The sequence below is a fragment of the Psychromonas marina genome (assembly GCF_030161115.1).
In the GTDB taxonomy this organism is placed as follows: Bacteria; Pseudomonadota; Gammaproteobacteria; order Enterobacterales; family Psychromonadaceae; genus Psychromonas; species Psychromonas marina.
In genome coordinates this window covers 212,965-239,139 of sequence record NZ_BSPQ01000004.1, presented here as the reverse complement: position 1 = coordinate 239,139, position 26,175 = coordinate 212,965, and the positions used below count along the sequence as shown (strand labels likewise).

The window sequence follows — 26,175 nt, the reverse complement described above, 5'->3', positions numbered from 1 at the left end:
GGAGTTTGTTGGTTCCGACTAGGTTAGTGGCTTGCGCCTCAGTCCTTGTCTGTGCGGCGTATTATAGGGATTGAAAGAACATTGGCAAGCCTTTTCTATTAAAAAAAGGGTTATTTTTGCAATTAGTTTTTATACCTATTTTAGCCACAAGTTATCCACAGATTTAGCTTTGTTACACACACTTTTGTATCGTATAGTTACATTTTGATCCTATTAAATGAGGTTTATTATGTTTCCTGTCTTGCGTGCTTATAAAGGTATGTCACCTAAAATAGCTAATAATGTTTATATTGATCCTTTTTCTACCGTTATAGGCGATGTTGAATTAGCTGATGATGTCAGTATTTGGCCTATGTGTGTTTTACGCGGTGATGTAAATAATATAAAAGTGGGTAAACGCACCAATATTCAAGATGGTTCTGTTTTGCATGTTGCACGTAAAGGCGAAGCAAGTGTGGATGGTTACTCTTTACATATAGGTGAAGATGTTACAGTTGGTCATAAAGCGATGTTGCATGCCTGCGAAATAGGTGATCGTGTTTTAATTGGTATGGGCGCTATCGTATTAGACAATGCAAAAATTGAAGATGATGTCATTTTAGCGGCAGGTGCATTAGTGCCGCCAAATAAAATATTAGCATCTGGCTTCTTATATGTTGGTTCGCCAGCCAAAGCTGCGCGCCCATTAACTGAAAAAGAGTTTGCTTTCTTAAAACGCTCTGCAGCGCATTACGTTAATTTGAAGAATGAATATATAGAAGAAAGTAAATAGAGTTGAACACCGCAAACAAAAACGCCAATCTAATGAGATTGGCGTTTTTAATTACTTAAATAATAGAAGCTAGTTTTTATTCAACACTAAATGGCTTCTTTATGTATTAATGTACTGCTTTTAATTTTGAACTCTAAAGCAACTTCATCACAGGCATGCTGACGAATACAACCCGCACAGTCCTTCATTACTTTTTCAGGCATGGTGCTTTTACTTGTAGGACTAAAGCCTAACTTCATAAAGAACTCAGGCATACGCGTTAATACAAATACACGTTTAATCGCTAGTTTCTCAGCGCGTTTAACGAGTAACTCAACTAATGCACTTCCTTGACCACGACGCTCAAAACCAGGTTCAACACCTAACGAACGAATCTCAGCAAGACCTGTATCGTAAATGTATAAAGAACCACAACCCGTCACGCTCCCTTCAACCTCAGTAACAGCAAACTCTCCAACAGATTGCGCAAGGTCAGATTTATCTCTAGGCAGGTTCTCACCTTTTTGAGCCCAGTGATTAACCATCGATTCGACACGTTCTAAATCGGTTATTCTTGCCGTACGAATAATTAGCCCTGAAGTATCTCGATCTGCAAGACGTTGCTCGGCTTCTTTTAATGCATATTCGATTTGCTCAGGTGATACACCGCCTTGTGCTTTACGCGCAGCAAGGGTTGCTTCCAAGGTTAGTGTTGGATATACATCATCTTCAATAACGTCAGAGAATTCTTTGAATTCAGCAACCGTTAACTCTTCTAGCGGTACACCTTTTTCAATCGCTGCAACAACAGCCACGCCTACAATATGGTGTGCTTCACGGAATGGAATTCCTTTTGCAACTAAGTAGTCAGCAAGTTCCGTCGCATTGGAATAACCACCTTGAGCAGCTTCTTTAGTACGCTCTTCATTAACTTTAAGATCTGTTAATGCCATTGCAGCCATTTCAAGACAATCGCCCCAAGTATCTAATGCGTCAAATAAACCTTCTTTGTCTTCTTGCATATCTTTGTTGTAAGCAAGTGGCAATGCTTTAAGCGTCATTAACATACCTGCTAATGAACCAAATACTCGACCTGATTTACCACGGATAAGCTCCATTGCATCAGGGTTTTTCTTTTGTGGCATTAATGATGAACCAGAAGTTACTTGATCCGACATTTCGATAAAGCCTGACTCACCACTATTATAGAAGATAAGATCTTCCGCCATACGTGATAAATGCACCATTGAAAGTGTTGCACAACTCATTAGCTCTACAACATGGTCTCGGTCTGAAACTGAATCTAAACTATTGCGTGTTGCACGTTTAAAACCTAAAGAATGTGCTAAAGCGGTTCTGTCCATTGGGTATCCCGTACCCGCAAGTGCCCCACTGCCTAGCGGGCAAGTATCCATGCGTTCTAAACAACCTTCAAGACGACTATGATCTCGTTCTAACATTTCAAGGTATGCTAAACACCAATGGGAAAAGGTAACAGGTTGCGCACGCTGAAGATGGGTATAACCTGGTAAAACTACAGCTTGGTGAATACGTGCCAGTTCAATCAACTTAGCTTCAAGGCTATCTAAATGTACAATTAGCTCTTGTGCTGTTTTCTTACACCATAGCTTCAGGTCAGTTGCGACTTGGTCATTACGGCTACGACCTGTATGTAATTTTTTACCTAAATCACCAACACGATTGATTAATTGCGTTTCAACCCATGAATGAATATCTTCAGCATCAGATTGTAATACTTGCTCTGGGTTTGCTTGTACTGAAACCAATAATTCACTTAATGCTTTTTCTAAACGAACTTGCTCTTCAACCGTTAAGATATTAACGCTCAATAATGCTTTCGACCAAGCAATTGAACCAATAATATCCTGCTCCGCTAAGCGGTAATCAAACCGTAATGAGTCATTGAATAATTTAAATTTTACGTCTGCCGCTTGGCTGAAACGTCCGCCCCATAATGCCATTCTATAACTCCATTACATTTTATGATTGATCAATCCTATTTTTATAAGCTCTCAGTTCCTTAAGAGTTTATAAAAATAGAAATTCCTGCAGCGTCGAAACGAAGCAGGAATTAACTATTTACAGTTTCATTATTACTTTTTGTTCAAGGTACGGATACGGCTTGATAAAGAGTAAAGACGGATGAAACCTTCAGCATGTTTTTGGTCATAAACATTGTCATCACCAAAGGTAGCGAACTCTTCAGAGTAAAGGCTGTTTGGTGATCTTTTCTTAACTGCGGTTGCTTGGCCTTTATATAGACGAACAACTACTTCACCGTTTGAGTCTGCAGCTAGTGATTCAGAAGCAGCAAGTAAAGAAGCACATAAAGGTGTAAACCAACGACCGTCATAAACTAAGTGAGCAAATTCTTGGCCCACTTGATCACGCCAGCGACGTGAAGGTTTATCATGTACTAATTCATCGATACCACGTAGTGCAGTCACCATAACAGTACCACCCGGAGTTTCGTAACAACCACGAGACTTCATTCCGACTGTACGGTTTTCAGTAATATCAACACGACCAACACCATGTGCCGCCGCTTTTTCATTTAATAACATCAGTGCTGCATATGGAGATAGTTCAACACCATCAACTGCTGTTACACGTGCATTTTCAACTTTCAATGTTACGTATTCTGGTTCATTTGGTGCATCTAACGGATCAACCGTTAATGTCCAAACACCTTTGCTTGGCTCGTTGTACGGGTCTTCTAACTCGCCACCTTCATGAGATATGTGCCATGCATTCGCATCACGGCTATAGATTTTAGTGGCAGAAGCAGCTGATTCGATATTACGCTCAGCAAGGTAATCAAGAAGGTCTTCACGAGAAACCATGTCCCACTCACGCCAAGGCGCAATAACACGCAATTCTGGAGCAAGGGCTGCAAAACAGCTTTCAAAACGGATTTGGTCATTACCTTTACCAGTACAACCGTGACATACAGCATCAGCACCCGTTTTTAATGCAACTTCAACTTGTGCTTTTGCAATAATAGGACGTGCCATTGACGTACCTAGTAAATAAGTCCCTTCGTAAACAGCGCCTGAAGCAATTGTTGGGTAGATGTAATCTTTAACAAACTCTTCTTTCAGGTCAACAATGTGACATTCTGAAGCACCCGATGCGATCGCTTTTTCGTGTAAACCAATTAGTTCTTCCTCGCCTTGGCCAACATCAGCACAAAAAGCAACGATTTCACAGTTATCGTAAGTCTCTTTTAACCATGGAATGATAGCCGATGTATCTAAACCACCAGAATAAGCGAGAACAACCTTTTTTACTTTACTCATTGATTCTATCCTTTATCAATATTTATACTCATCACACTTACAAGATAAATGTAATTGGTATTATTAGTTTACTAACGTCAACATAATTGCGTTTTGTATATGCATTCTATTTTCTGCTTGATCAAAAATCAATGAAGCAGGACCATCCATTACTTCTGAAGTGATATCTAATCCACGATGTGCTGGTTGGCAATGTAAAATATGTTTAATACCCGTTGAATCTAACAATGCTTGGTTAATTTGGTAAGGCATAAATTTAGCTTTGATCTGCTCAAGTGGCGTATCATCACCCATTGATAACCAAGTATCACCGTAAACAACATCGTAACCTTTAATATCTTCAATGCTATTGGTTACATTAATTGTTGCACCGGTTTTTTCTGCGATGTCTTGTGCTTGTTTAATGATTTGTGCATCAGGGCTATGACCGATTGGGCATACAGCGGTTACTGTTGCCCCTAAAATAGCGCCAGCAATAAATAGCGAGTGAGTAACGTTATTACCATCCCCCACATAAGCCAATTTTACTTTTGTCAGGTCATCGTAGTTTTGTGAGATAGTTAAGAAGTCAGCCATACCTTGGCAAGGATGGTATAAATCACAAAGTGAGTTAATAACCGGCACTGAAGAATACTGCTGCATTTCAACCAAGGTTTTATGATCGTAAACACGTGCAACAATGCAATCAGCCCAACGTGAAATATTAGCAGCAAAGTCTTTCACGTCTTCACGGCTGCCCATCGCGCCATTAGCTTGATCTAAATAAACAGCGTGACCGCCTAACTTATTCACACCAATATCAAAGGTCACACGGGTACGTAATGATTGTTTTTCAAATAGTGTAACAACACTTTTACCGGCTAATGCTTGCGCATATTTTGCAGGGTTTGCTTTTAAGTCTTTACCCAGTGCAATCAAGTCTAATGCTTGTTGCTGAGTCATTTCAAAACCAGTTAATAAATCTTCCATGGTAGTTACCTATTTAATTACTTTTGTACCCACTGCTTGACCGGCAAGTAGTGACACTAAATTTTCTGGGTTTTTCCAACTTGCTAACATAACATGTCCAAGTTGTTCAGCGGCTTGCAGTGCAGCTTTTACTTTTACTGCCATTCCATCTTGTATCACATTTTGAGCGATCAGTGTATCAGCTAATTGGGTGTTTAACTCGGGAATTACTTGTTTTTGTGCATCCCAAACACCATCAACATCTGACAAGAAAACTAACTCCGCATTTAATAGTTCACAGATAGTAATCGCAGCTTGATCTGCATTAACATTATACAATCGCGCATCATCACCAATTGCAATAGATGAGATAACAGGTAAGAAGCCACCTGCTAATAAATGGTTGATCAAATCAGGGTTATTCGCAGAGCTAATACCTACTGCACCCAATTCCGGATCCATCTGCGTTACTTTACAGCTAAAGCCATCCGCTAATGATAAGCCAACGGCTGAAAGCCCTGCTTGCAACGCTTTCGCCATCAATAACTTGTTTGATGTGCCCGCTAATGCACCTGCGACATAACCAATTTGATCAAAAGGCGTAATACGCAGGCCATCTTTCTTAGCACTTGTAATGTTCATCTTATTTAGCACATCTTCAACAATCACACCGCCGCCATGAACTAACAGCAGTGGTCGTTGCTCTGTTTCTAAATAAGTTGTTAATGCTGTAAATAGATTACTCAGTGCTTGTTCATTCTCAAGCACCGCGCCACCTAATTTAATTAATAAAGGTTGTTTCATTGTAATCTGGCTCTTTATAAAAGTGACTATAAAAGTGAAGTGGTGATATCAAAACCAAAACGTAAGTTAATACATTGTATCGCCTGTGAAGAAGCACCTTTGAGTAGGTTATCAATAGCGCTGAATACCACCAAGTCTTCACCTTCAATCGCCCAACCTAAATCACAATAAGGCGTACCGACCACATTTTTAAGGGCAGGATAAGTGCCTTCCATTAGACGCACAATAGGTTTGTCTGCATAAGCATCTTGGTAAGCTTGATTAACTTGCTGACTAGTCACGCCATCTTTAAGCACAACATTAATGCTCGCTAAAATACCACGTTTAAAACTGCCTAAATGCGGAGTGAATACAACAGGTAATCCTAAATGTTGATCGATTTCAGGCTTATGACGATGTGTAAATACCCCATATGGTTGTAAACTTACTTCACAGAAACTACTTGCTACGTTTGCTTTACGTCCTGCACCGCTCACACCACTCGTTGCGTTAATTGTTGGCTTACAGCCCTGTTTAATTAAACCTGCTTCCGCCAACGGCTTTAATGCGGTTAAAGAAGCTGTTGTGTAACAACCCGGTACTGCAATCAGATCGGTATTTTTGACCGCTTGATCATTCCACTCAGCCAAACCGTAAACCGCTTTATCTAATAACTCTGGAAATTGATGAGTAAAACCATAGAATTTATCGTAGAAACCAGCAGATTGAACACGGAAAGCGCCTGAAAGATCAAATACAACAGTGTCTTGCGCTAAAAATAGAGGGGCTAAATTGTGACTTACTTCATGTGCTGTCGCTAAAATGACAATATCAATTCCTTCACACACACTTTTAATGTCATGATTACCAAGAGGTTGTAATGGCAGGTCAACTACATTGACTAAATTACCGTATAGCTCAGATAATTTTTTTCCTTTATCTAAGCTACCTTCAGAAACGTATAATCCAGCTAGTTCAATCTCTGGGTGACGCGTCAGGAAGTGGGCTAATTCAGCACCCGTGTAACCACTTGCACCGACTACGATCGCTTTTAACATAAATAAAGTCCTGTTTAGAAATAGTTAAAATTTTAAGGCGCTATTTAGGGAAATATACCGTAAATATGAAAATGCCTTCAGAAAAAGATATTGTAATTTTATTTGACTATTTATGCAATAAACATGAATAAATATTTACATTTAAATTAACCTGTATTTTTATCTTTAATCATGAGGATTTTAGCTAAACACGCTTTAAATTCAGGTACTAATTCTGGGTCAAAATGTTTACCCGCTTCAGACTCAATCAAGGCTACCGCCTTTTCCACTGACCACGCTTTCTTATAAGGTCGGTCAGAGGTTAACGCATCAAAAACATCTGCAATAGCAACAATACGCGCACTTAATGGAATCTCTTCACCACTTATCCCATTCGGGTAACCACTGCCATCCCATTTTTCATGATGATATTTTGCTACCTCTACTGCAAGGACTAATAAATCTGTTTCTTGCTTCCCTAATATCTCAACACCATACTCGACATGCTTCTGCATAATGGCCCATTCATCGGCATCTAACTTACCAGGCTTTAATAACACCTCATCAGGAATACCTATTTTACCAATATCATGCATTCGAGCAGCATTGCGAAGTAATTCTGACCAATTTTCATTACCAGTACAACGTTGAGCGAGGTAGTAGGAATACCAACTCATGCGCACAACATGCATGCCTGTTTCATTATCTTTAAATTCAGCCGCACGACCTAAACTTTCAACTATTTCGATACGTGTTTTTTCTAAATCAGCGGTTCTTTCCTTTACCAAACTCATCAAATGCAATTTTTGATCGGCAAGTTTTAAATGCGCACTGACTCTCGCTAACACAATAGGTGGGCTAACCGGCTTGGTAATATAATCAACCGCGCCTAAATCAAAGCCTTTTGTCTCATCTGCGACTTCTGTTTTTGCACTTACAAAGATAATAGGAATCTCTGCCGTATCGGGTAACTTTTTTAAATACTGGCATACTGCAAAACCATCAAGGTCTGCCATCATAATATCAAGCAGAATAATATCGGGTTTCTCTTGTTCGCAAGCGAGCTTAATGGCGATTTTACCGTTAATTGCCGCTTTAACCTTATAATAAGGGCTCAATATACCGTTCAATACATGAATGTTTTCAGGGTTATCATCTACTACAAGCACACTTTTTTTGTTGTTCGCTTCCTCTACCACAGTCATCCATAACTCCTATTTTATGCAATCGGTTTTAATTTGAGAAAGAATTTGATTAGCACTATCAAAATCAAAGCTTTCAAGATGCACGATAAGGTGTTGCAACTGTCCCTTAAATGCTTCGTTGGTAATATTTTCGACTAAATCAACAGCAAGCAATTGCGCACTGGTATCGAACCCATCAATTAAATGTTGTAAATCATCTAACTTAGAAATTAATTCAGATTCCGTTAACAACTCACTTTGCACTGTTTTTTGAACAACCATTTTCGACTGTTCAGCCAATACGTCAAGCATTGCCCGTATTTCTGTATTAACAATAAAAAACTCACCCATTGCTTTATCAAATAACAACTGAATATTCCCTCGGTGTTCAGGGTGAATACAAGCTAGTTCAAGTTCATTTAATAAATACCCAAGTGATTGTGCGCCAATATTACCCGCCTCTCCTTTTAAGGAGTGTACTAAACGCGTCAACTCTTGCCACAACTCTTGTTGCAAATATTGATTGAAGTTATCAGAAAAACTACGATTTAATAATTCGAATTTAGTCAGAATTTTAATATATAGGGCTTCATTTTCGTTACAAACAGCTAACCCTGCATGTTGATTAATTAAAGAAAAGCTTCTATATAAATTATCAGGCTGCGCGATCACAGCTCCTTTAACCTTACTTTCTACTTTGACTATATCGTGATTAACCTTAACCCATTTAGTGATTACAGAAAACATGGTTGCCACATCAATCGGTTTACTAATGTAATCATCCATACCAGCCGCCACTACTTTATCTTTCTCTCCGACCATTGCACCAGCCGTCATCGCTAAAATCGGAATGCGTGGATTAAATTCGCGAATTAATTTAGTTGCTTGGTAACCGTCCATGACAGGCATTTGAATATCCATTAAGATGCCATCATATCTGTTTTTTCGTACCATATTGACCGCAATTTCACCGTTGGCGGCATGGCTAAGAATGGCTCCTTCTGCCTCTAAAAGCACTGTCGCTAACTCTTGATTAAGCTCATTATCTTCAACTAATAAAAGATGAGCGCCGGTTAATTTGCGATGTGGGGAATTCATCGTTTTCTGAAGGCTAATATCAGATTCAGGCGGGTAGCCTAAAGAGGATTGTAATGCCTGCTGTAACCGTTGCGGCGTAATAGGTTTACTTAATAGGCTATCGACATGATCGTGATAACTACTCTCTTGTATCAACTCTTTTTCATAAGCAGAGATTAAAATATAGTGATCTATCGATACGTCAGGCATTTTTTGTAATCGCTCACAAAGCTGTAAACCATTCATATCATGCATGTGCCAATCTATTAAAGCGAAATCAAAGTGAGATTTTATACCTGTTAGCAGTAATGCCTGCTCAGCTGAAACAGCGCTTAATACCTCACAGCCAAAACCCTCCACCACTTCGGTTAAGATGTTCAGTGTTGTTACGCTATCATCGACGATTAAAAGGCGTTTTCCAGCTAATCGTTGATATGCGATTGACAATATTTGTTTTGATTTAGCCTCATTATCTCTTCTTAACCAAGTCGTAAAGAAAAACTCACTGCCTTGCCCGTCAGTACTTTCAGCCCAAATATCCCCTTCCATCAAAGTAACAAGGCGCTTGCTAATAGAAAGCCCTAAGCCAGTACCACCATATTTACGAGTCGTTGAAGCATCCGCTTGAGAGAATGCCAAGAACAGTGTTTTCAGTTGATCAGGTTTAATACCAATTCCACTGTCTTTAACAGAAAACAGTAGTTTTATACGATCACCCTCAGTCTCTGCAATAGAGATGTTAAGAATGATTTCTCCGTGGTCAGTAAACTTAATCGCATTACTACCAAGGTTAATTAATACTTGATTCAGACGAAGCAGATCCGCATTAAAAAACAGTGGCACGTCATATTTGATGTTAAAGAGTAGGTCTACGCCTTTCTGCTGTGTTTTTAATCCCACGACGGTTGAGAAATTATCTAATAACTCAGCCATTGAAAATGGTTGATTATCTAATTCTAATTTACCTGACTCTATTTTTGAAAAATCTAAAATATCATTAATAATGCCAAGCAAATTAGTCGCCGCGGTATGTACTTTACTGACATAATTACGCTCTTTAAGTGCAAGTTTTCCTTGTAGAGCAAGCATTGACATGCCAATAATTGCATTCATGGGTGTACGTATTTCATGACTCATATTAGCTAAAAAGTCTGATTTGGAGCGGCTCGCATCATCCGCCAATTGCTTCGCATCAAGTAATAGTTTTTTTGCCCTATTAGCTTCAGTGATATCCGTACCGCTAAGCATGATCATCTCTTCGCCATTCAATTTTAACGGCGATAAGATAACTTCAACCTCGATAATTTCTCCCGATTTTTTTTGTACGGTCACTCTTCCATCACTACCTATGTGCACAGGTTTAGGGGACATAAAAAAGCGATTCATATTCTCGTTGTGCTCTTCCTTTCTTTCAACAGGTACAAAGAAACTTAACGGCTTACCAATTAACTCCTCTTTTGAGTAGCCGAGTATTTTCTCTCCCGCAACATTGGTACTGACAATCTCTTGGCTCTTGTTAATCAGATAAATAACAACCGGTAATGAAGCGAGCATCTCTTTGGTTCGTTCAGACTCTAACAATCGCTGCGATATATCTTGAAAGGTAATAATCGCTTTAAATGGTGAGTTCTGTCCACTGACAAGAGAAACACTAAAGGAAACGGGGACATCAGACCCCGTAGCATGACAGAAATATCCTTGAGCAATCAGTAAATTTTCTTCTGTCTCAAGACAATGCTTAATTTGAGCCTGTTGTTCTAGCTGATGATGGGCATTTACAACACACCGATATAATACGTCTTGATAGGGCATTAATAAGACATTATTTTCTTTGTAACCGAGAATGCGCTCAGCTGATTGATTAAAGAAGACAATTTGTCCCTGCTCATCTAAGCCTAATATGCCATCAGCAACACTATCAACAATTAAGCTATTGGTCTTCAGAGACATTCTTAATGCTTGGGTTCTATTGCTCACCATCTCTTCAAGTTTTTCTTGCGATGAGCGACTTATCTGATTTGCACGATGTGCAATTATCATCATAAATAAAGAGATGATGGTAATTAACGTAACAGAGAGTACCAATGCGATAAATAAAATATTACGTAACACATTATATTCAAAATACATCTCTTCAATATTAATTTCACTGACTAACATGAAGTCGAATTGATCAAGCCAGATCCATTGTCCAACAACCGTCGACCCCATGTAATCTGAATAACCGGTTAAATTTTTTCCTGACCTTTTAAATTTAACATCATAAGCAACGGGATTATTTTCTACATCAGCAACGCTCATTGTTAAGATTGTGGACTGCCCAAAAGGTAAGGCGCCATCTTTATGTAACTCTCCGATAAAACGACTTTCAGAGAGTAAATATCCCTCTTGATCAACGCCATAACTTTCAACTGTTTCACCTAACCTGATATTATTAAAAAGTGCAGAAAAGCTATTTGTCGCGTTAAAACTTGCTGAAAGCAGAGCAATAACATCTCCATTATCTGCTATTATCGGCTCTAAAATAAATACCACAGGAAGCTCCGTTCCTGTGATATTAATAGCAGGAATAAAAACCGACTGCCCAGTTAAAGCACGAGCAAACAGCGCTGGATAATGTTTTTTTATCGTACTTTCTTTGTCTGCACGTATTCTCGAGCTAAACCAAACCTGTGCATTTGGAGAAATAATTTCATATTCACGATTTTTTTCCACGAGATTAGGCTGATCAAATAAAAACAATTTCAACTTATTCGCGAAACGTTTTTTCTGTTCCTGTTCATTACTTTTATGTGCATCAATAAATTGCCCAACAGTGGTTTTAAAGTAGGGGGAAATGACCGTTTCTTTAAGATCTTGTAGTCGAGGTAAATACCAATTATCAAGTGATTTTTGAATTATTCCTTGAGAAATTTCAAAGCTCTCTTTTTGATCTTCAACAATGCGATGTTTAAATTTATCGAAGTAATATTCTAACCCTGTACAGACAATAACAAAGATTAAAATAAGGACGCTAAAGTATAAAAATTTAAAGCGCAGTGTTTCAAATATTTTTGTAAAACACTCAACACAGCGATGCATTAATAGCACCAGTAAGATAATTGCTAGAATAGAAAAAGTGATGGTTTTTCCTAACGAGAAGCTTTCGTATATTTTTTGAGGCTCAGGCTTACTTAATGAAGCCATCCATTCTGCACGCATGTGGTTAAAGTAGTCGCGTCCGATCTCATCAATGGCTGTATTTATTAACGCAACTAAATGTGGCTTATCTTTATCAACGCAAAACCCCAACGGAATTGGCTTAACACCACTCATTGATAAGGCTTGCAAATTATCGAATGCATACTTTTCAACCAAGTACTCTTTTGCCGCTAAGTAGGTAACGGCCCCTTCTGCCCGTCCTGAATTAACCATTTCAAGAGCAATCAGAGTATTTTCCACTTCGATAATATTGCCCTTCCCAAAAACCTGTACTGCAGCATCTATCGTTGCATAACCTATCGGTACGGCAATACGGGCATTGAAGGGAATATCTTTGATCGCTTGGTAGTTACTTTTATTGTCAGTAACAATAATGGGCGTTAACGAGACAAAAGGATTGCTGAATAGCATGTCACCTTGTCGACCGTCTGTCGCGGCACAAATTGAGATCATATCAACTTTTTTACCAAGCAGCTTATCCATCTGAAGTGCAAATGCCCCCTTAGAGGTGACCTGCAAATTAATGGGTAAAACTGCAGACAGCTTATTTCTAACTAAATGACCAATGCCCGTTGGGGCCCCATTTTCATCAACATAATCAAAGGGGGGGAAGTCGTCTTCTATTGCAACCGTCGCGATAGGATTTTCATTGGCCCACTTAAGAGACTCCTTCGGTAGTTCTATTGCCTGCAACACAGAACTAAAAAAACAAATAAGCCACAACATTACATACATAAATTGTTTCAAAGAGGTCATACCACAAAGAGAAAGTAGCTTAATTATAGCGAAAGCATCTTAAGCAAGCTTTGAAAAAATCATATCAGCATACTTAACTGTAATAGTTTGAAGCAGTTCAAGTTATTAGTGTGTGTAATTGCAATTTGAGCTTAAATGCAGATTCAGTTGTGAGCGATGGGGCAATAAAAAATGAGAATTACTAACTTTATCAATAAATATCATGAAAAAAATTAACGTTGCTTTTTTTATGAGTGAAAGCAAGATGTTTGCCGCCACACATTTCCCCAGCTTGATTGCAACTTCAGCATGAATGAACATAATATGAGCGACCGTACTCGCTATTATTAAGTGAGTAAATACACGCACTAACTAAGAGAGTTGAGGATAGAAAAATATTTCACATGAGCAATGGAAAGCTTATAACTATCAAATATAAAAGGATTTGGGTAAATTACGATGCTGATTAAACACAAATTAATAGCCAATACGATCATCTCTATTGTAAGCATGATCGCGATGCTACTACTGTTAAACTTTTCATTTTCATCACTGAAAAAAGATATCGCACTCGCACAGAATATTGGCACCATTGAAGCCATCATTTTACAGCTTAGAATTGATGAAAAAGAGTTTATTGCACACAAAAAAATCGTTCAGGTTGAAGCGTTTAATAAGCAATACAACGAACTTGAAAAACAGTTAATGATGGTTAAAAGTAATTTACTTGAGATGGGTTTTCCTAGCGATGAAGTCTCCAACCTCTCTTCTGTATTAGAAAGTTATCGTCACAATTTTAATACGTTAGTCGCCTCTCAAAAACGTATTGGTCTAACGACAAAAGATGGCTTATACGGTGTACTGACAAAAGCAGTTCAACAGGTAGAACGTTCCATTGGAAAATCAGACTTTGAGATGCTCAGCTTAACACTGCAACTTCGCCGTTATGAAAAAGATTTTTTAATGGATTCTGATCGCAAACATATTAGAAAATTTGAGCGCATTTATGATGAATTAATTAAAGGGGTCGATAGCAGCAGTCTTTCTATCAGCAAACAAGCAGCGGTAAATTTCTCACTACCGAAATATAAGCAAGCATTTCTTGCGCTCACTGCAGAACAAAAGGTGTTTGGTTATGATGAACAAAGCGGTTTACGTAACGCATTATTAGAGAGCTCAACACAGGTTATCAAACAACAAAATATCGTCGTCAGTAACACCAATAGTGCTATCAATAACTATATTGAGTCAATTAGTAATATCACCTATCTGCTTTTTGCTATTGCATTAATCTTATCGATTATCATAGGCTCCGCAGTGAGTCGGAGTATCATGAAGGGTATCTCATTTATTAAAAAATCGATTATACAGATTGCAGAAACGAATGACTTGAGCATCGTTGTTCAAACTAAAAACAGCGATGAGTTAGCAGAGATGGCTGATGCATTTAATACGATGATTAGTAATTTCCAAGCGTTGATTATCTCCACCCAGCAATCTGCAAATAATGTCACAGATACAGTGACTAACTTAACCACAAACATTCATCATGCTAACTCAGACGCACAATCACAAATCCAAAAAACAGATATGGTCGCGACAGCCGTAACAGAGATGGTGGCAACGATAGAGGAGATAGCCAGCAATACTAATGATGCAGCAGATAAAACAGAGCAGACCAATCAAAATGCAATCGCCGGTAAACATGACGTTGATGCGACCATTCAACAAATAAATACGTTATCCGACAAACTTATTGAGTCAGAGGACGTGATTAACCTTTTGTCTGAAGACAGTAAAACGATCGGCACTGTATTAGATGTTATTCGAGCGATTGCTGAACAAACTAACTTACTCGCACTGAATGCAGCAATTGAAGCAGCAAGAGCAGGTGAACAAGGTCGAGGCTTTGCCGTTGTTGCCGATGAAGTACGTACACTTGCAAGTCGCACCCAAGAGTCGACAAAAGAGATTGAAAATATTATTAATTCATTACAGGGGCGAACCAACAGCATTGTTTCTTTAATGAGCAATTGTCGTATAGAAGGCGAACAGAGCGTTACTCAAGCTAACCAAGCAGGACAGATGCTAGCGAAAATTAATCAAGATATTGTCTCTATTATGGATATGAATACTGCGATTGCGACAGCAATACAACAGCAAAGTGCCGTTGCATCAGAGGTAAACCGTCATGTAGTTTCAATTAGAGATGTAGCTGAAAACTCAGGGCTGCGATCGCAGAAAAACGATCATATGAGCGTCGAACTTGAGGCTCAGGCGAATAAACTGATTTCTGCAGTCAGCGAATTCAAGGTTTAAGCTTTTTTCAGCCAACTAAAAGCCTTAAGTTTTTACTTAAGGCTTTTTTTTGTTTAAATTAAAGACTAGCGACTGCCACTAAAGGATTACCTATGTCACTGCCAACATTTATACATTTATATAAAGATCTCATTGCCATTCCCTCAATCAGTTCCACAGATGCCTCATGGGATCAAAGCAACTTAGCAGTGATCAACCAACTTGCATCCTGGCTTGAAGAGTTAGGATTTAGTAACGATATAACTGAAGTGCCTGATGCACCTGGAAAATATAATTTAATTGCTAGTTATGGTAGTGGAGATGGCGGACTATTATTAGCCGGTCATACTGATACCGTCCCGTACGATGAAGCAGGATGGAAAACAGATCCCTTTAAAGTGGTAGAAAAAGATAATCGTTTATATGGCTTAGGCACCATTGATATGAAAGGTTTCTTTGCTTTTGTTATTGAAGTTTTAAAGAGCACAGATCTGACTAAACTCAATAAACCCCTGCGTATTTTAGCCACTGCAGATGAAGAAACTACCATGTCTGGCGCACAAGCTATTGCACAACAGAAATCGATAAAACCGGACTATGCCATTATTGGAGAACCGACAGGTATGGTGCCAGTCATTATGCACAAAGGGCATATGTCTGAAGGCATTCGCATTACAGGTCACAGTGGACACAGTTCTGATCCTGACAAAGGACTAAATGCAATAGAGGTGATGCACCTCGTTATTGGGGAGTTAAAAAAAGTACAACAAATATTCAAAGACAAATATCATAATGAACACTTTGAAGTACCCTACCCAACCCTTAATTTCGGTGCCATTAACGGCGGCGATAGCGCAAACCGAATTTGTGGCTGCTGTGATTTGCATATCGATATGCGCCCTATTCCGGGAATAAGCACGAATGAGCTTTTTATTACCGTGAAAGAGTCTCTAAAAGAGATTGAAAAACGCTACCCTAATTGTGTTGATGTTTACCATCTTCATGAGCCTATTCCTTCCTACCAGTGCCCACAGCATTCTGACTTGATAACTCAAGCTGAAATATACACTGGCAACCAAGCACAAAGTGCAAACTACTGCACTGAAGCGCCCTTTATCGAACAACTAGGTTGCGATACTATCGTATTAGGTCCCGGCCATATTGCACAGGCACATCAACCAAATGAGTATCTAGATCTCTCTTTTGTGAAACCAACACAAGCAGTAATAGATAAGCTAATTCAACGCTATTGTGTAATTTAGTTACAAATTAAGGTTAAAATACGAACACCAGCTCAATGAGCACGATTGACTGTTGCCACTTTTATGGTAATTTAGTCGCATTATTATGGATTTAAAATGTAATTTAATTACAGGAGAGAGGGTTTTATGACTGAGGAATATGCAAATTTACGTGGTAATGTGAATTTATTAGGACAGCTATTAGGTAAAAGTATTGGTGAACATTTAGGTGCTGAATTCCTAGATAAAATCGAAGAGATCCGCCAACTTTCCAAATCTTCTCGCGCAGGCAGTAAAGAAGATGGGGAAACACTAATTAGTGTATTAGCTAACCTTTCTGACGATGAATTATTACCCGTTGCACGTGCCTTCACTCACTTTTTAAATCTAGCGAATATAGCCGAGCAGTTCCATGGTATTTCGCGCCATTGTGATAGTGGTGTTTGTAGCCCTGATCCAATGGATGAACTCATTGCAAAATTAAAGGATTCAGAAGCCTCTGAAGAAAAAATTCAAACCGTCATCAATGAACTTTCAATGGATATGGTATTAACAGCACATCCTACTGAGATCGCACGTCGTACATTGATTCATAAGCAAACAGCAATCAATGATTGCTTAAGCCTGTTAGAACTTTCTGATATTTCTGATAAAGAACGCGATCAACTACTGAACCGTCTTGAGCAACTTATTACTCAAGGATGGCACACCAATGATATTCGTAAAAAACGTCCAACACCTGTTGATGAAGCAAAATGGGGTTTTGCGGTTATTGAAAACAGCCTTTGGGAAGCAGTACCACTTTATGTACGCGACCTAGATGCAAAACTACAAAACGGTTTAGGTATGTCACTACCTACTGATGCATCACCGATTAAATTTACTTCGTGGATGGGTGGAGACCGAGATGGTAATCCATTTGTAACAGCAACGGTTACTAAAGAAGTTTTACTCAGTAGTCGCTGGGTAGCTGTTAGCTTATATCTTCAAGATATTAAACAATTAACAGAAGAGCTATCGATGGGTAATTGTGATCAGCAATTACGTGACGTCGTAGGTGAAGTAGATGAACCTTACCGCGCTATTCTACGTAAATTACGTGGTGAATTAAAAGAAACACTAACGTCGCTAAGCGCTGTATTACAAGGTCAAAAAAGTGATGCACGCGATATCATCAAGCATACTGAGCAACTAAAAGCACCACTTGAGCTTTGTTATAACTCACTAAAAGCGTGTGGCATGAACTCAATTGCGAATGGTCTTATTTTAGATATTCTGCGCCGTGTTGCCTGTTTTGGTATCAACCTCGTTAAACTAGATATTCGTCAAGATGGCGAGCGTCACGGTGATACGTTATCAGAGTTAACACGTTACCTAGGTGTTGGTGATTACAACGCATGGAACGAAGCTGATAAACAAGCTTTCCTATTACAAGAACTAAACAGTAAACGCCCGCTTATTCCTGCATCATGGAAACCAACAGCAGAGGTTCAAGAAGTCTTAGATACCTGTAAAGTGGTTGCTGAAACCGATCCTGAAGCATTAGGTATTTACATTATCTCAATGGCACGCCAAGCATCAGATGTGTTAGCTGTGCAATTAATATTAAAAGAGGTAGGTTGCCCATTCCGTATTCCGGTTGCCCCTCTGTTTGAAACACTAGATGATCTTAACAATGCAAAAGAGGTAATGGAGCGTCTATTTGCTGTTGATTGGTACCGTGGTTATATCAACGGTGAGCAACATGTGATGATTGGTTACTCTGATTCTGCAAAAGATGCCGGCGTGATGGCAGCTAACTGGTCACAATATCAAGCGCAAGAAGCATTGGTTAAACTGAGTGAAGAGAACGACATTCAATTAGTCTTGTTCCACGGACGTGGCGGTACAATTGGTCGTGGTGGTGCGCCAGCACACCAAGCTTTATTATCTCAACCTCCAGGTTCACTAAAAGGTGGTTTGCGTGTAACGGAACAAGGTGAGATGATCCGCTTTAAATTCGGTCTACCAAAAGTAGCAGTACAAAGTTTAAATCTTTATACCGCAGCTATTTTAGAAGCAAATTTATTACCACCACCGGCACCAAAACAAGAGTGGCGCGACCTGATGGATCAATTCTCTGAGCAATCATGCCAAGAATACCGTCACTTCATTCGTGAAGAGGAAGATTTTGTTCCTTACTTCCGCAGTGTAACGCCTGAATTAGAGCTAGGAAAATTAGCATTAGGTAGCCGCCCAGCGAAACGTAAACCAAATGGTGGTGTAGAAAGCCTACGTGCAATTCCATGGATTTTTGCATGGAGCCAAAACCGTTTAATGCTTCCTGCATGGTTAGGCGCAGGTACGTCATTAAAAACATTATTAGACGAAGGTAAAAAAGAGCTTCTACAAGAGATGTACCGTAGCTGGCCTTTCTTCCATACGCGTTTAGAGATGTTTGAAATGGTATTCTTAAAAGCAGATGAAGAACTCACTAAGTTCTATGAAGAACGTCTAGTACCAAAAGAGTTATGGCCGCTAGGTCAGCGTTTACGCGACAACTTAGTACTAACACGTGAAACTGTTTTAGAAACGATTCCTGATCATAAACTGCTACAAGAGCAGCCTTGGATTAAAGAGTCTATTTCACTGCGTAACCCATACGTAGATCCACTTAACATGTTACAAGCTGAACTACTTTCTCGTTCACGTAATAATGGTGATGAAATTTGTCCAGTAATTGACCAGGCATTAATGGTGACTATTGCAGGTATTGCGGCAGGTCTTCGTAATACAGGTTAGTTAATCGTTCGCTCAACAGAAAACCTGTTGAGCGAACTTTCATTATTATTAAACGCCTTCCTCAAATACCCCTTTTAATAAATTACTCCCTAGGACGTTCACTGAGCTCTATCCACAATGCCACTGACGACATCAACATCGACATAGGCCAAGCACTTGATTGTATGTACACAAAGGGCAAAATAGGGATAACAGCGGTAGAAATAATAATCGCCAGATAAATATAAATTCGATGATTAACTTGAAACATAACCCCACCTTAGAATATGATTTAGATCACACAATTAAGACTAGCAATATTTCATTAACATCTTTAGAGCATTTTAGAATTAAAAAATGCTTACTTATTACAGGGCAATTTTAATGGCAAACGATAAAATGAAAACACTTGATACACTCGGATTGCGTTGTCCAGAGCCTGTAATGATGATTCGAAAAACCGTAAGAAAAATGCAAGAAAATGAATTATTAGAAGTTATTGCAGATGATCCAGCGACTACCCGAGATATTCCAAGCTTTTGTCGATTTATGGATCACACGCTATTAGAGAGTAATATTGAGCAGATTCCTTACCGATACCTGATTAAAAAAGGCGGTTAAACTGTCAAAAAATATTTGTAACGAGAGTGTTTTCGTAAAAAAATCCACCGAAGTGGATTTTTAAGTTTAAGGTAATTGCTTACATCACATTGCAGCTTTTCTATTTTTCGTAGCCATTCGGATTAGCTGACTGCCAACGCCAAGTATCTTGCATCATTTCATCCAAACCACGCTCAGCTTGCCAATTCAACTCAGTTAACGCTTTTTCAGGCGCCGCATAACAAGCTGCGATATCACCTTCACGACGCGGTGATAGGTTATAAGCAATCTTTTTACTACTCGCAACTTCAAAAGCTTTCAGCATCTCTAAAACAGAATAGCCATTACCCGTTCCCAAGTTATAAATATTTACACCCGTTGTTTGCGCTATTTTATCTAATGCTTTTAAGTGACCAATCGCTAAGTCCACTACATGGATATAATCACGTACTCCAGTACCATCTTTCGTATCGTAATCATCACCAAATACCGCTAACGCTTTTAATTTTCCAACTGCAACCTGAGCAATATAAGGCAGTAAATTGTTAGGGATACCATTCGGATCTTCACCAATCAAGCCAGAAATATGTGCCCCAACAGGGTTAAAATAACGCAGGATAGCAAATGACCAACGCGCATCTGACTTCGCCACATCCTGTAATACCATCTCGACCATCAATTTCGATGTACCATAGGGGTTGGTTGTTCCGCCAACAGGGAAATTTTCACGAATAGGTAAACTGGCAGGATCACCATAAACGGTAGCTGATGAACTGAAAACTAAATTAAATACGCCGGCATCTGCCATCGCATCTAAAAGGGTTAATGTGCCCTGCACATTGTTTTGATAGTACATGACAGGCTTAGCAACGGACTCACCGACTGCCTTTAATCCTGCAAAATGAATAACCGACTCAATAGTATGTTTTGCAAAGACACTATCTAGAAATTCTTTATCTAAAATATCCCCTTCATAAAAGATACAGCTTTTCCCAGTTATTTTTTGTACTCGTTTTAATGACTCTTTTGATGAATTACAAAGATTATCAACTACAATTATTTCTTGATTAGTTGCTAAAAGCTCTAAAACTGTATGAGAACCGATATATCCGGCTCCACCGGTAACTAAAATTGTCATGTTAAACCCTTTATGTAAATAATTTATGAACTTTAGCACGTAATAAAGTAGAGGATAAGTAAACTTTATCGCACTGCATTATAGGGGATAAGTCTAATTTTTAATTGCAATAGACTAAAAAACAATGATAATGAACGTTCATTCATTCTAATGGGTCAATAATGGGCAAACGTAACAACATATTAGCAGCAGCTGAACAATTATTAGCCGAACGTGGTTTTTATGGTTTATCAATGAAAGTATTAGCTGATAAAGCGGGCATTGCAGCAGGTACCATCTACCGCTACTTTGACAATAAAGAGATGTTAATGGCCGAATTGCATCAACATATTACTCAAGAAGCTGCGCAAACTGCTTTTCAGGGATGGTCTGAACAGCATTCAGAAAAACAAAAATATGACATTCTGTGGCGCAATGTATTTGATGCAGTGAGAGCAAATCCACAGCGCTTAGCAGTGATGGATATGCTGTATTGCATGCCACATATTAATCAAAGAAATACGGATCTTTTACAGGATGATGCTTTTTTACCCTTTATTGAGTTTTTCAAAAAAGGCATCGATGAAAAACGTTTTCATGATTGGCCAATAGCCGCATTAACAGCACTCAGTTTTGACAGCTCAATTAATTTAGCAAAAAAAGTATTACAAGAACGATTAGAGATAACAGAACAACTACTGACGCAGGTTTGTGATGCCTCATGGATGATTATTCAAGCAACACCACAACATAATTTAACAACAATTAATGATTAAGGTTATACAATGAAAAAATGGATCGCTTCAGCACTTTTGCTCGCCATATTAGTTTTTGGCAGTGTTATTGGATTTAATATGTTCAAAGCACAAAAAATACAAGAATATTTGGCTAATCGCCCTATTCCAGAATTTCCAGTCACCAGTATTGAGATTAAAACGGAAGATTGGACGCCACATTTACGTGTTATCGGTTTTATTGAACCTAAACAAGGTGTGACTATTACCAATGAAGTATCTGGTAAAATTGTTAAAATAGATTTTGAGTCTGGACAACAGCTTAAAAAAGGTGATGCACTGGTTTACCTTGATTCAGAAGTTGAAAAAGCGAATTTAAAAGCCTCTCAAGGCCGTTTATCATCGGTTGATCGTAACTATAAACGTATGTTATCACTGTTTAAAAATGGCTCTGTCTCGCAGGGTGATGTGGACAGTGCTGAAGCCGACTTATTAGCACTACAAGGGCAAATAGAGTCCTATGAGGCAACGATTAGTCGTCGTATTATTCGCGCTCCATTTGATGGTATTGCCGGTTTACGTAACGTATTTATGGGTGAATACCTACAAGATGGCACTGATATTGTTCGTTTAGAAGATATTAGTCGCATGCAGATACGTTTCACTATCCCACAAAATGATCTTAACAAAATCTTCATTGGTCAAGATCTGAATATTTTTGTTGATGCGCAAGCAGATACCTCTTTCCAAGGTACTATTTCAGCGATTGAGCCAGCCGTAAACTTCCAAAGTGGTGTTATTCAAGTACAAGCTGATATTCCTAACCAAGACCATATGTTACGTTCTGGCATGTTTGCAAAAGCGAACATCATTTTACCTACACTTGAAAATCAAATTACAGTGACTGAAACTGCAATCAACTACACCCTCTATGGTGAGACGGTTTACGTTATTTCAGATCAAAAAAATGAAGCAGGTGATGCATTTAAACAAGTAAACCAAAAAATTGTTGAACTAGGTAAAAGTAAAGATGGCGAAATCCATGTGTTATCAGGCCTTGAAGCGGGTGATTCAGTGGTTACGAGTGGACAAGTTCGCTTGAGTAACGGTGCGCATGTACGTCTTATTGAATCAGACATTCTTAATAAACCCGCTGAAATTCCAGCGCTTTAGGGCTCATTATGAAATTTACAGATATTTTTATAAAGCGCCCAGTGTTAGCAATATCACTGAGCTTACTGATTGTATTATTAGGTGTTCAAGCACTGAGTAAAATGCAGGTACGTGAGTACCCAAGTATGACCAATACCGTAATCACTGTTACAACAAGTTATTACGGTGCAAATGCTGACTTAATCCAAGGGTTTATTACGCAGCCCGTTGAGCAAGCAATTGCACAGGCTGATAATATCGACTTCATGACCTCGCAGAGCTTTATGGGGACGTCAGTGATCACTGTTTATATGAAGCTTAATACCGACCCCAACGGTGCGGTGGCAGATATTCTCGCCAAAGTGAATAGTGTTCGCTCACAGCTTCCGAGTGAAGCAGAGGATCCAACACTAGACTTGAGCACTGGGGCAAGTACCTCAGTTATCTACATCTCTTTTGCTAGTGAACAGTTAAACTCAAGCCAAATCACCGATTACCTTGAGCGTGTTGTAAAACCACAACTGTTCAGTATCAATGGTGTCGCTAAAGTTAACTTGTATGGCGGTACAGCTTTTGCAATGCGTATCTGGCTAGACCCTGAACGTATGGCAGGCTTTGATTTAACCACTGCCGATGTAGTGCAAATTTTACAAGCTAATAATATTCAATCTGCAACAGGCCAAGCGAATAGTTATTACACCCTCTTTAACGGTAATACTGAAACACAAGTATCGACCGCTGCTGAATTAGAAAATCTTATTATTGCAACCCGTGACGATGGTAAAACGATTCGTTTACAAGATATTGCTCGTGTTTCATTAGAAAAAAGCCATGATACATACCGCGCAATGGCAAATGGTAATGATGCTGTCGTTGTTGCAATTGATGCTGCACCAACCGCTAACCCGCTAGATATTACAGCAGGTGTGCGTGAGATGATGCCTGAGTTAGAAAAGAACATTCCAAGCTCAATCGAGATGAATGTACTATATGACTCAACCATCGCCATCGAAGAATCGATTTCAGAAGTAGTTAAAACGATCGCAGAAGCAGGTTTAATTGTATTAGTAGTAATGATCCTATTCTTAGGTTCATGGCGAGCAGTTATCATTCCTATTATCACCATTCCACTGTCGTTGATTGGTGTATTAGTAGTGATGCAACTATTTGGTTTTACTATCAATCTAATGACACTACTGGCAATGGTACTCGCTATCGGCCTGGTAGTTGATGATGCGATTGTTGTAGTAGAGAACGTTGACCGACATATTAAAGCCGGTGAAGAACCATTCCGAGCCGCCATTATTGGTACACGTGAAATAGCCGTCCCAGTTATCTCGATGACGATTACATTAGCCGCTGTTTACGCACCCATTGCATTAATGGGTGGTATTACTGGTTCACTGTTTACTGAATTTGCATTAACACTTGCCGGCGCCGTATTTGTATCGGGCATCGTCGCGCTTACATTGTCACCGATGATGTGTAGCATCATGTTAAAAAGCAATCATCAGCCGAACCGCTTTGAGCGCACGGTAGACAATGTATTAACAAGCATTACTAATAGCTATGCACGTACACTCGATATACTGATGACACGTCGACCTGCGATTATCATATTCGCACTATTGGTATTTGCCTCACTGCCTTACTTGTTCAAATTTATTCCTTCTGAGCTTGCTCCGTCAGAGGATAAAGGCGCATTGATGATGATGTCTAAAGCGCCTTCGAATGCTAACTTGGATTACATTGAAAATAGCATGAGGGAGATAACAGATAAAATTTCAGAACAACCTTCAGTGCAAAGTAGCTTAGCGATGTCGGGTATACCTAATGCTAACCAAGCATTTGGTATTGCAATCATGAAGCCATGGAGCCAACGTGATATTGACCCGAAACAGTTATCTACTAACCTAGCGGGTGACTTTAACGGTGTTGCATCAGTTGCTACAACGGCTTTCCAAATGCCTGAATTACCCGGTTCATCAGGTGGTTTACCGGTGCAGTTTGTTATCACGACTTCTAATCCATTTGAGAGCTTAGTGGAGATTGCTAGTGATGTATTAGCAGCAACACAAGCAAATCCCAACTTTGTTTATTCAGAGTTAGATTTAGCCTTTGACTCAGCAACCATGAACATCAGCATCGACCGTGATAAAGCAGGTGCTTATGGTGTAACGATGCAAGATATCGGTGTTACTTTAGGTACGTTACTAAGTGATGGTTACCTTAATCGTATCGACCTTGATGGCCGTAGCTATGAGGTAATTGCACAGGTTGAGCGTAAGTATCGTTTATCACCTGACATGTTAGGTGCATTTTTTGTGAAAGCAAAAAATGGCGATATGTTACCGCTGAGTGAATTAATCAATATTAATGTTGTTGCAGAGCCACGTTCACTGCCGCACTTTAATCAGCTTAATAGCGCAACCGTTGGTGCGGTATTATCACCGGGTGTTGCAATGGGAGATGCAATCAACTTCTTTGAAGAGATGGCATCAACTAAATTGCCACAGGGTTACAGTCATGACTACTTAGGTGAGGCACGTCAGTTCGTTACCGAAGGAAGTGCGTTATATATGACCTTCCTATTAGCGGTATTGATTATCTTCTTAGTGTTAGCGAGTCAATTTGAAAGTATCCGTGATCCGTTAGTTATTCTGATGACTGTTCCCCTTGCGATTAGTGGTGCATTAGTTGCCCTAGCATGGGGTGCTGCAACCATGAATATCTACACGCAGGTAGGCTTGATAACCTTGGTTGGTCTAATCACTAAGCACGGTATCTTAATTGCAGAAGTTGCTAAAGAGGAGCAGCTACATAATGGTTTAAATCGCATTGACGCTGTTAAAAAAGCTGCAACGGTTCGTTTACGTCCAATCCTAATGACCACTGCTGCGATGGTATCGGGCTTAATCCCACTATTATTTGCGACAGGTGCAGGTGCAGAGAGTCGTTTTGGTATCGGTGTGGTTATCGTTGCCGGACTATCGATTGGTACGCTATTTACACTGTTCATTTTACCGGTTATATACTCATTCGTTGCAAGTACTCATGAAAAAACTAAAGAGTTTGATGAGACACTGGCACTAAAAGTAAATGAAGTAGAACAACAAAAATAAGTAGTATTAAAGAGGTGTAGGTCTATTCAGTAGCCTGCATCTTTTTTATTTAAAAGTTTAACGCTTATTAAAAAGGCCCATTTCACACAGTGAAATGGGCCTTTTTGTTTTACTA

General features: G+C 39.2%; 17 protein-coding genes. 8 read left to right on the top strand and 9 right to left on the bottom strand.

The window, feature by feature from the left end:
• Nucleotides 1-229 precede the first annotated feature (229 nt).
• Nucleotides 230-772 carry a gamma carbonic anhydrase family protein gene (locus tag QQK09_RS08555; protein WP_284203708.1) on the top strand — a complete coding sequence of 181 codons (543 nt, stop codon included), beginning with the start codon at nucleotides 230-232 and terminating at the stop codon, nucleotides 770-772.
• Nucleotides 773-858: 86 nt separating this feature from the next.
• Here the strand turns inward: QQK09_RS08555 and argH are convergent, their stop codons facing one another.
• The 7 genes from argH to QQK09_RS08520 all read right to left on the bottom strand — a co-directional run bounded on the left by argH (nucleotide 859) and on the right by QQK09_RS08520 (nucleotide 13,048).
• A complete protein-coding gene (gene argH, locus QQK09_RS08550; RefSeq protein ID WP_284203707.1) occupies nucleotides 859-2,733 on the bottom strand; it encodes an argininosuccinate lyase in 1,875 nt (624 codons plus the stop codon).
• 132 nt (nucleotides 2,734-2,865) lie between these two features.
• Complete coding sequence (locus tag QQK09_RS08545) at nucleotides 2,866-4,071, bottom strand: argininosuccinate synthase (protein WP_284203706.1); 1,206 nt, start codon at nucleotides 4,069-4,071, stop codon at nucleotides 2,866-2,868.
• Between the two features lie 63 nt (nucleotides 4,072-4,134).
• On the bottom strand, nucleotides 4,135-5,040 hold the full coding sequence (locus QQK09_RS08540) for an ornithine carbamoyltransferase (RefSeq protein ID WP_284203705.1): 906 nt from the start codon (nucleotides 5,038-5,040) through the stop codon (nucleotides 4,135-4,137).
• Nucleotides 5,041-5,049: 9 nt separating this feature from the next.
• Complete coding sequence (gene argB, locus QQK09_RS08535) at nucleotides 5,050-5,823, bottom strand: acetylglutamate kinase (RefSeq protein ID WP_284203704.1); 774 nt, start codon at nucleotides 5,821-5,823, stop codon at nucleotides 5,050-5,052.
• Between the two features lie 26 nt (nucleotides 5,824-5,849).
• Nucleotides 5,850-6,860: an N-acetyl-gamma-glutamyl-phosphate reductase gene (gene argC / locus QQK09_RS08530; protein ID WP_284203703.1), complete on the bottom strand. Its 1,011-nt coding sequence runs from the start codon at nucleotides 6,858-6,860 to the stop codon at nucleotides 5,850-5,852.
• A gap of 146 nt (nucleotides 6,861-7,006) precedes the next feature.
• Complete coding sequence (locus QQK09_RS08525) at nucleotides 7,007-8,044, bottom strand: HD domain-containing phosphohydrolase (protein ID WP_284203702.1); 1,038 nt, start codon at nucleotides 8,042-8,044, stop codon at nucleotides 7,007-7,009.
• 9 nt (nucleotides 8,045-8,053) lie between these two features.
• Entirely contained in the window at nucleotides 8,054-13,048 is a 4,995-nt protein-coding gene (locus tag QQK09_RS08520; protein ID WP_284203701.1) for a response regulator, read from the bottom strand.
• Between the two features lie 447 nt (nucleotides 13,049-13,495).
• On the opposite strand from QQK09_RS08520, the gene QQK09_RS08515 reads away from it, so the two are divergent.
• From QQK09_RS08515 to ppc, 3 genes are all read left to right on the top strand, one after another.
• The gene (locus QQK09_RS08515) at nucleotides 13,496-15,355 is read left to right on the top strand and encodes a methyl-accepting chemotaxis protein (protein ID WP_284203700.1); all 1,860 of its coding nucleotides are present in this window, start codon (nucleotides 13,496-13,498) and stop codon (nucleotides 15,353-15,355) included.
• A 92-nt stretch (nucleotides 15,356-15,447) separates the two neighbouring features.
• Nucleotides 15,448-16,596 (top strand): acetylornithine deacetylase, encoded by a 1,149-nt coding sequence (gene argE / locus QQK09_RS08510; RefSeq protein WP_284203699.1) that lies wholly within the window; start codon nucleotides 15,448-15,450, stop codon nucleotides 16,594-16,596.
• 126 nt (nucleotides 16,597-16,722) lie between these two features.
• Nucleotides 16,723-19,356, top strand: coding sequence for a phosphoenolpyruvate carboxylase (ppc, locus tag QQK09_RS08505; RefSeq protein WP_284203698.1), 2,634 nt, complete (start codon nucleotides 16,723-16,725; stop codon nucleotides 19,354-19,356).
• Nucleotides 19,357-19,438: 82 nt separating this feature from the next.
• Here the strand turns inward: ppc and QQK09_RS08500 are convergent, their stop codons facing one another.
• On the bottom strand, nucleotides 19,439-19,606 hold the full coding sequence (locus QQK09_RS08500) for a hypothetical protein (RefSeq protein ID WP_284203697.1): 168 nt from the start codon (nucleotides 19,604-19,606) through the stop codon (nucleotides 19,439-19,441).
• A gap of 113 nt (nucleotides 19,607-19,719) precedes the next feature.
• Here QQK09_RS08500 and tusA point away from each other — a divergent pair, with 113 nt between their 5' ends.
• Nucleotides 19,720-19,956, top strand: a complete 237-nt coding sequence (tusA, locus tag QQK09_RS08495; protein ID WP_284203696.1) for a sulfurtransferase TusA — start codon at nucleotides 19,720-19,722, stop codon at nucleotides 19,954-19,956.
• Nucleotides 19,957-20,056: 100 nt separating this feature from the next.
• On the opposite strand, the gene galE is transcribed toward tusA, so the two are convergent.
• Nucleotides 20,057-21,073: a UDP-glucose 4-epimerase GalE gene (galE, locus tag QQK09_RS08490; RefSeq protein WP_284203695.1), complete on the bottom strand. Its 1,017-nt coding sequence runs from the start codon at nucleotides 21,071-21,073 to the stop codon at nucleotides 20,057-20,059.
• Between the two features lie 161 nt (nucleotides 21,074-21,234).
• On the opposite strand from galE, the gene QQK09_RS08485 reads away from it, so the two are divergent.
• Genes QQK09_RS08485 through QQK09_RS08475 form a run of 3 tightly spaced genes read left to right on the top strand, consistent with a single transcriptional unit; the run spans nucleotide 21,235 to nucleotide 26,060 of the window.
• On the top strand, nucleotides 21,235-21,828 hold the full coding sequence (locus QQK09_RS08485; protein WP_284203694.1) for a TetR/AcrR family transcriptional regulator: 594 nt from the start codon (nucleotides 21,235-21,237) through the stop codon (nucleotides 21,826-21,828).
• Nucleotides 21,829-21,837: 9 nt separating this feature from the next.
• A complete protein-coding gene (locus QQK09_RS08480; protein ID WP_284203693.1) occupies nucleotides 21,838-22,959 on the top strand; it encodes an efflux RND transporter periplasmic adaptor subunit in 1,122 nt (373 codons plus the stop codon).
• Between the two features lie 8 nt (nucleotides 22,960-22,967).
• Nucleotides 22,968-26,060: a multidrug efflux RND transporter permease subunit gene (locus QQK09_RS08475; RefSeq protein WP_284203692.1), complete on the top strand. Its 3,093-nt coding sequence runs from the start codon at nucleotides 22,968-22,970 to the stop codon at nucleotides 26,058-26,060.
• Nucleotides 26,061-26,175 lie beyond the last annotated feature (115 nt).